At 33.3% G+C, this 11,915-nt stretch carries 17 protein-coding genes; all 17 read left to right on the forward strand.

Translation table 11 applies throughout. The features are described from left to right. Window positions 1–795, forward strand: a 795-nt coding sequence (locus tag CLAVI_RS05215) for a hypothetical protein (RefSeq protein ID WP_228547652.1), incomplete at its 5' end; no start/stop codon positions are given. A 333-nt stretch (window positions 796–1,128) separates the two neighbouring features. Next, the gene (locus CLAVI_RS05220) at window positions 1,129–1,299 is read left to right on the forward strand and encodes a hypothetical protein (protein ID WP_194844541.1); all 171 of its coding nucleotides are present in this window, start codon (window positions 1,129–1,131) and stop codon (window positions 1,297–1,299) included. Window positions 1,300–1,314: 15 nt separating this feature from the next. Continuing rightward, a complete protein-coding gene (locus tag CLAVI_RS05225; protein ID WP_194844542.1) occupies window positions 1,315–1,737 on the forward strand; it encodes a hypothetical protein in 423 nt (140 codons plus the stop codon). Window positions 1,738–1,878: 141 nt separating this feature from the next. After that, the gene (locus CLAVI_RS05230) at window positions 1,879–2,730 is read left to right on the forward strand and encodes a hypothetical protein (RefSeq protein WP_194844543.1); all 852 of its coding nucleotides are present in this window, start codon (window positions 1,879–1,881) and stop codon (window positions 2,728–2,730) included. A gap of 191 nt (window positions 2,731–2,921) precedes the next feature. Continuing rightward, window positions 2,922–4,259: a hypothetical protein gene (locus CLAVI_RS05235; protein WP_194844544.1), complete on the forward strand. Its 1,338-nt coding sequence runs from the start codon at window positions 2,922–2,924 to the stop codon at window positions 4,257–4,259. A 536-nt stretch (window positions 4,260–4,795) separates the two neighbouring features. After that, on the forward strand, window positions 4,796–4,927 hold the full coding sequence (locus CLAVI_RS05605) for a hypothetical protein (RefSeq protein WP_267239485.1): 132 nt from the start codon (window positions 4,796–4,798) through the stop codon (window positions 4,925–4,927). Beyond that, window positions 4,917–5,180 carry a hypothetical protein gene (locus CLAVI_RS05240; protein WP_194844545.1) on the forward strand — a complete coding sequence of 88 codons (264 nt, stop codon included), beginning with the start codon at window positions 4,917–4,919 and terminating at the stop codon, window positions 5,178–5,180. Before CLAVI_RS05605 ends, CLAVI_RS05240 begins: the two co-directional genes overlap by 11 nt. A gap of 138 nt (window positions 5,181–5,318) precedes the next feature. Further along, window positions 5,319–5,717, forward strand: a complete 399-nt coding sequence (locus tag CLAVI_RS05245; RefSeq protein WP_194844546.1) for a hypothetical protein — start codon at window positions 5,319–5,321, stop codon at window positions 5,715–5,717. A 26-nt stretch (window positions 5,718–5,743) separates the two neighbouring features. After that, window positions 5,744–5,917: a hypothetical protein gene (locus tag CLAVI_RS05250; RefSeq protein ID WP_194844547.1), complete on the forward strand. Its 174-nt coding sequence runs from the start codon at window positions 5,744–5,746 to the stop codon at window positions 5,915–5,917. A 38-nt stretch (window positions 5,918–5,955) separates the two neighbouring features. Then, window positions 5,956–6,186 (forward strand): hypothetical protein, encoded by a 231-nt coding sequence (locus CLAVI_RS05255; RefSeq protein ID WP_194844548.1) that lies wholly within the window; start codon window positions 5,956–5,958, stop codon window positions 6,184–6,186. Between the two features lie 249 nt (window positions 6,187–6,435). Next, a complete protein-coding gene (locus CLAVI_RS05260; RefSeq protein WP_194844549.1) occupies window positions 6,436–7,770 on the forward strand; it encodes a hypothetical protein in 1,335 nt (444 codons plus the stop codon). 470 nt (window positions 7,771–8,240) lie between these two features. Further along, on the forward strand, window positions 8,241–8,447 hold the full coding sequence (locus tag CLAVI_RS05265) for a hypothetical protein (protein ID WP_194844550.1): 207 nt from the start codon (window positions 8,241–8,243) through the stop codon (window positions 8,445–8,447). 179 nt (window positions 8,448–8,626) lie between these two features. Beyond that, the gene (locus CLAVI_RS05270; RefSeq protein ID WP_194844551.1) at window positions 8,627–9,442 is read left to right on the forward strand and encodes a hypothetical protein; all 816 of its coding nucleotides are present in this window, start codon (window positions 8,627–8,629) and stop codon (window positions 9,440–9,442) included. Further along, window positions 9,414–9,539, forward strand: a complete 126-nt coding sequence (locus CLAVI_RS05610) for a hypothetical protein (RefSeq protein WP_267239486.1) — start codon at window positions 9,414–9,416, stop codon at window positions 9,537–9,539. Before CLAVI_RS05270 ends, CLAVI_RS05610 begins: the two co-directional genes overlap by 29 nt. Further along, a complete protein-coding gene (locus CLAVI_RS05615; protein WP_267239487.1) occupies window positions 9,532–9,663 on the forward strand; it encodes a hypothetical protein in 132 nt (43 codons plus the stop codon). The genes CLAVI_RS05610 and CLAVI_RS05615 overlap by 8 nt, the downstream gene beginning before the upstream one ends. Before the next feature lie 165 nt (window positions 9,664–9,828). Further along, complete coding sequence (locus CLAVI_RS05275; RefSeq protein ID WP_194844552.1) at window positions 9,829–11,220, forward strand: hypothetical protein; 1,392 nt, start codon at window positions 9,829–9,831, stop codon at window positions 11,218–11,220. 214 nt (window positions 11,221–11,434) lie between these two features. Continuing rightward, on the forward strand, window positions 11,435–11,851 hold the full coding sequence (locus CLAVI_RS05280) for a hypothetical protein (protein WP_194844553.1): 417 nt from the start codon (window positions 11,435–11,437) through the stop codon (window positions 11,849–11,851). Window positions 11,852–11,915: the final 64 nt, after the last annotated feature.

Genomic DNA, 11,915 nt, shown 5'->3' on the forward strand with positions numbered 1-11,915 from the left:
TGCTTTAATGCAAATTTTTTGAGTGATACAGGACAAAGGCTGCCAGCCAGTCGGAAAGAGCTAAAAGCGAATATATTAAATAATCTTAAGGCATATAAAAAAGTATGTGCGCTTGTAGTAGATGGTTTATTGATGTGGGCTACCAGAGTAGTATTGGCTGCTACAATGGGGGGATTAGGCATGAGTATAATGACCAGATGCAGTGATAAAATTTTTATCCCATTGAACGAAGAAAATATGGCAATACTTACTCAAATATATGCACAAGATGATTTAAATCAGCATATATATAATGATACAGAGGCTATTTGGCTGAGATCTTTGCAAAAAGATACATGTGTGGTTTGTCAAAATTTGATGTTAACCTTTGGGGTAGGAAGTGTAGTCGTATTAGGTTCTATCTTTATGAATATCATTTCTAAAAGGAAAATAGAAGAAGGTGTGGAAGGGAGAATATGTTCTTATAAAAGATTAAAAAATCATCAATCGTTAGTTATAAAAGAAGGATTGTTAGCAGGAGGTGCATCTGTAATTGGGACAGGTATATTAGTAGAAATGCTATTAGAGTTTAATCGGGAAGAGCCAAAAATTTATGAGCATGAGATCTTCCATGGAATACAGGTGGCCACAACTTTATATTTTTCTAGTATATTCACTCAAATGCTAGAGTTTTTGTTTATCAGTGTAGCTAAGACAGATCCTAAAGAAAAATTAGATGAGGAAGCTGTGATTGTTAAAGATGGAGAGGGTCAATCAGAGGTTTTATTGGTTATTGAAGTAGAAAGTGCAGTCTAGGTTATTAACCATAAAGTATGTAATAATTAAACAACTTATGGTTTATCTTTTATAAGATTGATGGCTTCTATATATCTTAAGAGATAGATTTTGGTGATATAATCTTCTTTAATAGCCTCCTGGAGGACTATTTAATGATAATCGTAGAAAGGTTATTGTAATATCCATAGTTTTGTATTGGTCTAATGGTGTTTCTTGTCTCTAATCAAATTTACATTGTCTATTTGTTCTCATGCTATTTTAATATGGATTATTATCTTTTTTTTTAATTAATTTTTTCTTTTTTAATATGTAATAATTCCATAATGTTTTTTTAAAAAAAAAGGAAATATTATGTCAGGAATAGGTAATGGATGTTCTTCTGGTATCCAATCTTTAAATGATAAGCTTTTTGTGTATATGGGAAGAAAATGCCCTTCTAGTTGGAAAGAGCTTAAGACTAATGTAACAAAGAATATCAAGACATGTGCCAAGCTATCCACAGATTTATTAAATTCTTCGTGAGGTTTAGCATTTGCTATGGGAGTGGTTGGCTTAACGACAGCTTCTCTTTGTGCAGGTGATGATGTAGCTGGTCTTTTTGTGAATTCATTAACTTCTACCACTCCACCAGGTACAGGTGGTTATGAAAAAGTAGTAGCATGTTTTCGAAAACAAGATCATTTACTTTCTCAAGGAATGGGATCATGGAGTGGATGGGGAGAAACAAATTTTGGGATATGTCAGAACAGTACAACCCAAGGAACACCAGAAGAAATAAATTGTATAAAGATCACTGATTATCAGAGTAAGTTTCCTTTTACGATGGTTCCTTTATGTAATGCGACTGCTGCAGCTCAACATTCTACTAGTTTATTGGATCATATTTTTATGAGTTGGAGTAATGGAGCCTGGGTAGTATCTAACACAGTATCCTGCATGTCTAATATATCCATGAGTTAAGCTTATAAGCAGAATTGGACAAGTGTTTTAACAAGCATTGTTCAGGATCATGTACTCGCAGTATCGATAGAAGAAGCAGCGAAGGTGTTAGACTTGGCTAAAAAGATAGAAAGCCAGATAAGAGATAAGAAGGTGTCAGTGATGCAAACTCAGGGTAAAAATCAGGCGAAATGGATGCAAATATCATTAACGGCAGACAAAATAGCATCTTCAGTAGAAAAACTGCTGAAAGAGCTGGAAATATTAAAAGACTCACAAAAGCCAGAGAAACTCTCAGGCTTAAAAAATAAAGCAATGTGTAAGCCTCATGAGACTTCTTCATCAAATAATAACCTGGATAGGATTGGTCAGGTAAATAAAGGGATATATTGTTGGAATGATCCTAGCGGAAGAAATGAGATCAAAAATGTATATTATGAGGGGTATTTTACTGATACTAGTACTTGTCGACATGCTATTATTTCTAAAGATTTATCTTGTAATGATATGGCGCTAATCTTTGGTGTTGGAAGTGCGTTAGTATTAACTACGACTGTTATTAAGGTGATTTACAGGCATTGTAAAAAAAGATCTTCTAAGAAGTCTACGGATAGGTTTGACAGGGCAAAAAGGTTAGCATCTGTAACTCTACAAGATGGATTGTTGCTAGGAGCTTCTAGTCTAGGTTCTAGTGTGATATTGACTTCTTTATTAGATTCAGATCCATCTGGTGTACTCTCAGAAGTTAATAAGAAAATAATTGTTAGTTCTACAGCATTTTATTGGAGTAGTGCTGCTTCTAGATTATTAGGAAATTGTATTACTAGTCCAATAGAGGAAGGCCAAGAAGCCGAAGAAGTTGTAGAGGTAGAATTACCTATGCTTGCAGTTATGGATTCCAAAGCCATCCCGCCTATAGATAGTGGTGAGGGAGAGAAAGATGGATTAACTACAGAAGTAATTATTGTTGAGGGTCTTCCTGAAAAGCCTTCTACAAGTAAGTCTGGTTGTTAATATCTTTTCATCTTATAAAACAAGAAGGATTACTATTTTAGGTAATCTTTCTTGTCATTAATCAAATTTACAGTATTTCTGTACTCTCATAATATTCTAAGATTGATTATTATCTGTTTTTTTAAATTAATTTTCATTTGTTAATAATAAAAAATTAAACAATATGTTTTATGGTAAAACAAGGAAATAATATGACGAGAATAGGGAATGGATTCATTGCAGGACTCGAGTATGTTAACAGGAATATTTTAGATTATACAGGAAGGTGTTTTCCATCTAGTTTGAGTGATATTAGAAGTAATTTATCTAAAAATATCAGGACATGTGCAAAGGTTGGTGTAGTATTTATGAACTCTTCATTTGGCTTAGCTTTTGCTATGGGGGTAGTTGGTCTAACAACATCTTCTCTTTGTGTAGGAGAGGATGTTGTTAATCTTATTACTACAACTATTCTGCCAGCTACTACAAATTCCTCGTTAGTCAATGATGCTAATATGACAGAGTTAGCATTTCTATGTTTTAAGCAAGGTGTTAATGTCCAGGTGAATGAGGGAAGTTTTCATCATTTAATGTCAAATGTAAGTCATATATGTGATCAGCAGGAGGAGGTGGATTGTGGATTAGCGCTGCATAATACTGTTAGAAATTTTTCTTCATTAGAACCTGAATGTTTAGATATAGGTTCAAGTATATTTGGGATGGTCAATGATTTTTTCCATCCTGGTTATGATAGGGATACAGAATATCCAGCAGTGGCTATATATCGAGTAGAGGCTTCAAATATTTCAGGACTAGTTCAAGGATTAGAATGTTTGCAGGAAGAGATATTTTACGTTGTTAATCATACTGTTGGTCAGGTAATAAATTTTCTTGGTATGAAACAAGGATTTTGTAGCCACAATAGTAAGAGTAATTTAGATCCTCCAAAGGATGCCTTTTGTTTTAATACAAGTGCAAATATGGCATATTTTGCTGCAAGGGCAGAGGATATCTCAGAGAAATGCCTTGTTTCTTTGCCTCATAACTCTATTTTCAGGACTGTTCCTAGTTTTATTGAACCAGTTATTGTTGATGCTGGTAATACATGTAGTAAGGCAACATTAGTGTTTGGTGTAAGTAGCGTTGCTGTGCTACTTAGAACTACTATCAAATTGCTTGATTGGTATCATTCAAGAGAGCGTCATCATTCTAGATCTGCTCGATTAGGATTGAGAAAAGTTACAGCTATGGTATTAGATTCATGGTTGTTAATAGCTGCTTCTGAGTTAGGTTCTAGTGTGCTTCTGTCTTCTTTGTCAAATCCTTGTAATCCAGTAGATGAAGATACCAAGAAGGTGATTGTAGCTTCAACTGTTCTTTATGGAGTGAGCACAGTATCTAAGTTGCTTAAGGCTTTAGTGTGTAAGCCCAAAGATGAAAAAAAATTATTAGACAAGGTAGTAATTATGGAAATGCAAGAGTTTGATGATGATGAAGCAAAAGGAAAGGAAACAAGTGTTCTAGTAGTTGTGGTTATGGATGCTTCATAAAAGCCTTCTATAGGCAAGTCTGTTTCTCGCTCAATGCTTTTAATTTTACTAAGAAAAAAAGATTACGATGACATATAATCATTTTTTTCCATTAATCTCATACTTATCTTTTGTATGCTCTTTTTCTATTTTCAAATGGATTATGAATTTTTAATTTTTTAATAATAAAAAAAGAAATAATATGGCAATGGTTTATTTGGTTTAATTGTTTTAAAAATGGTTTATTAGTTTTTAGATATTATGCATGTAATGTTCTTAAACATGGGTAAAGAAATAAAGTAGGAGCCATAAGTGATTGATTTTCTTTAGGCATCGAGTATACAAATAAAAATTTCTTTATTTGTGTCAGAAGAAGAGGCTCTTCTAGTTTAAGAGAATTGAGTGCTAATATGTCTCACAATGTCAAGAAATGTGCAAAAATTTTTACAGTCTTTATGGACTTATCTTTTGGCTTATCTTGTGCTATGGGGGTGGTTGCATAACAACAGCATCTTTATTGTATAGGCGAGTATGTAGTAAATCTTGTTACTACTACAATGCTCCCTGCTACTATAGTAATAACAACTATTGCAGCGGCAGTTCTTACTACTAATGCTTCTGTAGTTAATGATACCTCTGTGGCAGAGCAAGTATATTTGTGTACATCATCATGTAGAGGTGGATTGTGAAGCGTTACTTCATAGTGTTAGTAACAAGACCCAAATGTTTCCTCTTGAGATCATGGATTTAGGGCCAGTACTTTGGTCACCTTATAACGACATTCTTAATGCTTCATATGATCTAAAAAAGCATTATTTAGGTAGCATGTTATATCGATTGACTGATTCAAATACAACAATACTAGTTAAAACAGTGGATTGCCTAAAGGAAGGTGTATTTTATGTTGCTAACCATATTTTTGTTAAGCTATTAAAACATTAAGATTTAGGTGGAGGGGTTTGTCAGTTTGATAATGTAGGAAATTTTTCTTGTAGTAAGGATAGTGATAATTTTTTTGTCAGTCCTAGTTATGATATAAATTATTATTCCATAATATTACAGAATATTCTTGAGTATCATTTGCTCCCTTTACCTTCTGGTATATATGCTGATCCTAAAATCATATCCTATTTTGTTAACCCTTCTCTTACTGATTCTTGTGATACGTGTCAGACAGCAATATTAGTATTTGGAGTAGGTAGTGCAGTTGTTTTTTCCACTTTCATAAAGGCTTTATATCAAAAACATAATGAGAGAAGACGTTTTCATGCTAAAGTTGTTCATTCAGGATTAAGGTCAGCTACAGCTTTTATATTAAATAATGGATTATTATTGGCTGCTTCTGGTCTAGTTTCTGGCATACTTATGAAGTCATTATTACATTCATATAGCCCTATAGAAGAAGGTGCTAACAAGTCAGTTATTGTATCAACTATTCTACATGGTATAAATCATTTTCTAAGTTATCAGGTGCTTTAATATGTAAGTCAAAAGATCTGCAAGTAATGCCCGAAGAAGTAGTAATGCTGGAGATGGGGATCTTAAAAAAGAGCAAGGATGTAGTAGAGCTACAAGAATGTGCGTTTTTTCGTTTTGATAAAATAATGCAAAAGATGGACACATTGAAAAATAGTGTGCGTAAAAAAAGAATTACTGAGGTGGTGCAGTATTCGTTTTAATGAAGTAGTCCTTAAGATGAAGGGGGGGGTGGGACTTTATGTATTCTAATGATGTTATGCAAAATATGCAAGTATTAGAAGAGAGTATAGGTTTAGAAGATATCCAGGGATGGGATTGCATACGTTTTGATGAAGTAGAGAAGCTAGATCCAGATCTTCCTGTAATAGATTCTATGTTTAGTATTTATTTTTATGAAAATATTTTACGAAAAAATAGTTGCGTCTTAACCTATTATGTAAATAATAAAGGACTTCTGATGATTTTGTGATGCAATATTTTTGTATTAGTAGGAAGAAGGTGTTTTTCTAAATGGAATGAGTTCATGTATCCAATGATTTTATGGCATATTTCAATATTTATTCGCTTGTTTAGGCGTTTCATTTAGCTTGATGATAGTTGTGTCATATCAATTGTATTATCTTTTATCAGTAAGTTTAGAGTGCAGAAGTAGGATCTTTTCAATGAACTTTATTTTGTGTAAGAAGTTGTTTATGAGTGTATAAGGAGAGGTAGTAATATGGGTATAAGTAATGGAGTGACTTCAGGAATCGAATATTTTAATAGACATGTATTAGATTATACAGGAAGGCGCTTTCCATCTAGTATGAGCGAGCTTAGGGCTAATATATCTAGAAATATTAAGACATGTGCAAAGACTTGTACAGTTTTTATGGACTCTTCATTTGGTTTAGCCTGTGCTATGGGCGTAGTTGGAGTGGCTGCAGCATCTATTTGTGCTGGAGATGATGTAGTGGACATCATTACTACAACAATGTTGCCTGCTACTACATTAGCTGCTACTAATGCCTCTTGGGTTAATGATAATTCTACAAAAGAGATGGTGTTTTTATGCTTTAAAGATACTGACCCACCTGATCTAAAAGATGTAAGCATATCTGCTTTTTACTCATATGGAGATAGTATGTGTAGTTCTTCGCCTACGAAGGTAGATTGTGGGCTAAAACTCAATAATACTGAGTCAAATTTTACAATATTTAAACCTGAATTTATGGATCCAAAGAGTGCTTATTTATCAAGTTATGAGCATTACTTTAGTAGTTTTTATGATTGGAATAAGAGTTATCCTTTTTTAAGATTTTATCAATCGAATTCTGGGAATATGAAAGGGTTCATAAAATCTATAGAATGTTTAAAAGAGAATACATTTTATGTCGCTAACCAAACTTTAGGTAAGTTTCTAACATTTTCAGATTTGAGGCAAGGAGTTTGTAACTCTAATCATCGTGGAGATTTTTTGATGAAAGAAAATCTTGATGCATTTTGCTTTAATTCTAGTTGGAAAATGGAGTACTATGTTGTGCATGCAAAAAATATCTCAGAGGAACATCTATTACCATTATCTTCAGTACTACCTACGACAGCATCTAATTTTATTGAAGCAGATCTTACTGATTCTTGTGATGCATGTAATGTAGCAACATTAGTATTTGGAGTAGGTAGTGCAGTTGCTTTATTTGTAACTACGATGAAAGTGTTATATCAAGAGCATAAGGCACGTAGGGTTAATCAATCTAGATCTTCTTATTTAGGTTTAAGACCAGCAAGTGCTGCCATGCTAAATGATGGGTTATTAATAGCTGCATCAGGCTTAGGTTTTGGCGTGCTGATGACTTCATTATTACATTCTTGTAATCCTGTTAACGACAATACAAAGAGGGTAGTTGTAGCTTCAACTGTTCTATATGGGGCTAGTGCAGTATCTAAGGTGTTGGCAGCTTTAATTTGTAAATCAAAAGATTCAGAAGAAGTGGCAGATGAGTCAGTATTGATAGAGCTAGAAGAGGCTGATGATGGAGGCTTTGATAGTATGGGAATGGTTTCTTTGGCTTAGGTGTACTTAGAAGATTCATGCTCATTAGCTTAAAAATGCAAGTCAGTTTGAAATATTTTTATGTCTTAACAAGTATGATCATTTATTCTCACAAAATTCAGTACAGGATTCTTTCAAAAAGCTACACAATATATTAGAATGATAAAATTCATAGTCAAACAGAATGTGTGAAAGTATCAGATTTATACATTCCATAAGTAAATGATTCTTGTAATCCATGTAGTAAAATGATGATAGTTTTTTCTCTGGAAGTGTATTGGTAATAACAATTACTAAAATACTCTATAAACAATATAAATCTCAAGGTCTTAAGAAGCCTAAAAGTTGTTCTAGAAGATACAGCAAGTTAGCAACTTTAACTTTAGAGGAAGGGCTTCTTTTAGGGAGCTTCTGGTATAGGGACAGGTATTTTAGTAACTTCCTTATTACCCCCTTGTGGCCCTGTAAATGAAAGCGCCAAGAGGGTAATCATGGTATCAACAGCTCTTTATTGGAGTAGTGCTGTTTCTAGGTTAATAAGTAACTGTGTTACTGGTTCAGTAAGAGAAGAGCCAACTTCTGATGAAGATAAAGTAGTAGAATTACCAATGCTCACAGCTTCAGAATTGAAGGCTTCTGGAAATTCTGATGAGGCAGGAGATAAAACAATTGCTCCAGTAGTTGTGGATATTCCTTAAGGTCATTTGACAAGCAAGTCTTATTGTTAACATTTCTTAATCTTATAAGAAAATAAGGATTATTATTTCATATAATCCTTGTCTGCATAATAAAATTTTTATTTTTTTAAATTAATTTTTGATTTAGAAATAAAAAAAAATATAAGATCTTTTTGTTTGTAACATAAAAAGGCAACAATATGTCAGGAATAGGTGATGGATTTTCTTCTTGGATACAATCTTTAAATAACAATGTTTTTATATATGCAGGAAGAAGGTGTCCTTCTACTTGGAGAGAGATTACAGCCAATGTGTCAAATAATGCAAAAAACTGCGCTAAACGTTGTGTAGAATGTGCGGGTTCTTCATTAGTTCAAGCTTCTATTATGGGAATTATTGGATTATTTGCAAGGTCTGCATATAAAGGTGAAGATTCAGTGGAAGTAGCTGTTACTTGTATGCCATCAACAACAGGACTTCCTGTAGAAGAGAATAGTTGTTCTACTGCTACTGTAGTAACTCTTGCTTTTGGTATTAGAAGTGCTATTGTATTAATGACAATGTGTGGAAAAATAATCTATAAAAAATGTAAAGCTACGGATACAAAGAAGCCTAAAAGTAGTTCTGATAAGTCAGAAAGGTTAGTGCCTTTCAACTTAGAGGAAGGGCTTCTTTTAGGTGCTTCTATTCTAGGAACAGGTGTTTTAGCGACGTCTTTAGCGAAACCTTGTGGTCCTGTAAATGAGGAAAATAAGAATGTAGTTATGCTTTCAACAGTTCTTTATTGGACTAGTGCTGCTGCTAGTGTATTAAGTAATTGTGTGACTAGTTCAATACAGGAAACGTCTAATTCTTTAGAAGATAAAGTAGTAGAATTACCTATGCTTACAGCTTCAGAACCAGAATTAAAGGCTTCTGGAACTGTTTCTGATGATGAAGGAGATAAAACAATTACTCAAGTAGTTGTGGTTATGGATAGTTCTGAAGGTGCTTCTACCAGCACTTTATTGGAGTAGTGCTACGTCTAGATTGGTAGGAACTTGTATTACTATTGCTATAGAAGAAGGCCGAGAACCTGAAGAAGTTATAGGGATAGACTTACCCTATGCTTAAAGGCGTGAAATCAGCAGATATTATTTTTGTACCCATTAATGATGGCGAGGAAGAAGGATTAACTACTTCAGTAGTTATGGATAATCCTGAAATCCATTCTACAAGTAAGTCTTGTTGTTGTTAATATCTCTTAATCTTATAAGATAGGGAGGATTGCTATTTTAGGTAATCCTTCTTGTCATGAATCAAATTTACAAAATTTCTTTGTTCTCATGTTATTTTAAAATGGATTATTATTCTTTTTAACTTAATAATATTTTTTCATTTTTAAAATAAAAAAGGAAATAATATGACAGGATTAGGTAATGGATTTTCTTCTGGAATCCAATCTTTAAATGATAAGCTTTTTTTACATACAGGAAGAAGGTGCCCTTCTAGTTGGAAAGAGCTTAAGACTAATGTTTCAAAAAATGTAACAACATGTGCAAAAATGTGTTCTGCTTTTCTTGATTCTTCATTAGGAATGGCAATTTCTATAGGAGTATTAGGCTTGGCTACAGCATCTGTTTGTATGCAAGAAGATTTTATAGAAGTAGTTGCTACTACGTTGTTTCCAGCTACTACCCCCGCCCTGCCACTTACTACAGCTATTCCAATAGAAGATAAAGTAGCATTTTGTTTTTCTGGTAAAGATCATATGAAAGCAAATAATTTGACAAAGATATCTTCTTGGGTAGGTTCTAAAATTGGTACAGGTAAGAATAAGACAGCGTTAACAGATTCTGAAGAAGCTGATAAAATATTTTGTGTGGAAGTAGTTTCTTATAGATCTCAATTTCCTAGTCAAGAGCTTCCAAAGTGCTCCAGTTTTTCTAATCCAGAGCTTTCTTCTTGGGTGCCTTATTATTTTATTTCATGGGGTGATGGGTTCTGGAATGTATCTTCATCTGTTAGATGTGTTATGCAGTCATTACATGCTAGCAAAATAAATTTAGATGCAGTTTTATTTCCTCCAAAAAATACTCTTGTAGATCCTTGCGAGCGTGGATCATCTGATGCAGTTGCAGATCCATATTGTTTTAAAGATACAGATAATACAGTAAAGCAAGCTCCTTTGTATTTTCTTGATCCTAGTTGGTGTAATATTTCAAGCCAATTAACTACAATGACTTCAGTTACTACATCTTCAATATTTCCAACAATCATACCTGTAGATACTAATAATTGCACAGCATGTGATTCTATGACTCTTGCTTTTGGCGTGGGAAGTTTAGTGATTTTGACAGCTACTTTAACAAAATTGATCTATAAACAGTGTAAAAAATCTAGTAAAATTAAGTGTAAAAATCCTAGCAATAGGTTGTGCAAGATTTTAATATTGACTATGCAGGAGGGATTGCTTTTAGTGGCTTCTAAGGTTGGTTTTGGTGTTTTTATATCATCTGTAAAAGATATTTGTAAGCCCATTTCTGAAAATAATAGACAGATGCTTGTAATTTCAACAGCTCTTTACTTATCTAGTGCAACTATTCGATTGATAGGAACTTGTATTACTAGTCCCATAGAAGAAGACCAAGAACCTGAAGAAGTTGTAGGGATAGACTTACCTATGCTTAAAGGCTTGAAATCAACAGGTATTACTTCTGTAACTATTGATGATGGCGAGGAAGAAGGATTGACTACTTCAGTAGTTATGGATAATCCTGAAATCCATTCTACAAGTAAGTCTTGTTGTTGTTAATATCTCTTAATCTTATAAGATAGGGAGGATTGCTATTTCAGGTAATTCTTCTTGTCATTAATCCAATTTACATCATTTCTTTGTTCTCCTGAATTCTTAAAGCAGGAAGTCGCTTTCCATATAGTTGGAGTGAGCTTATGGACTAATCTATCTAAAATATTAAAACATGTGCAAAGGCCTGTGCAGTCTTTTTGGAATCTTCATTTGACTTAGCTTGTTCTGTGGAAGGGCTGGTCCAACAATATCTTCTCTTTGCACAAGAGAGGATGTTTTAGATCTTATGACTACTATGGTAACAGATACTACATTAGCCACTACTGCTGGAGCTAAGGATGTTACTGTTTTTGTAGTTGATGATGCATTTCATACAAAGATGGTATTTTTATGTTTTAATAGAGCTATTGATTATTTATGTAATCCATTAGATAAAGAGGCCAAGCAGGTGATTGTAGTTTTAACTGTTCTTTATGAAGTGAGAGCAGCATCTAAGGTGCTTGAGGCTGTAGTATGTAAGCCAAAAAATGAAGAAAGATCATTGGATGAGGTAGTAATGATAGAAATGCAAGATCTTGATGATAATGATAAAGAAGCGTTAGGAATTGATAATACGTCAATGTTTTCTTTGATTTAGTGTTCTAAAAATTGTTTGTCAATTAAATGTTTTATTAGAATAAAACTTTTTAATAAATTTAATT

It is taken from the genome of Candidatus Clavichlamydia salmonicola (assembly GCF_015356765.1).
Lineage (GTDB): Bacteria > Chlamydiota > Chlamydiia > Chlamydiales > Chlamydiaceae > Clavichlamydia > Clavichlamydia salmonicola.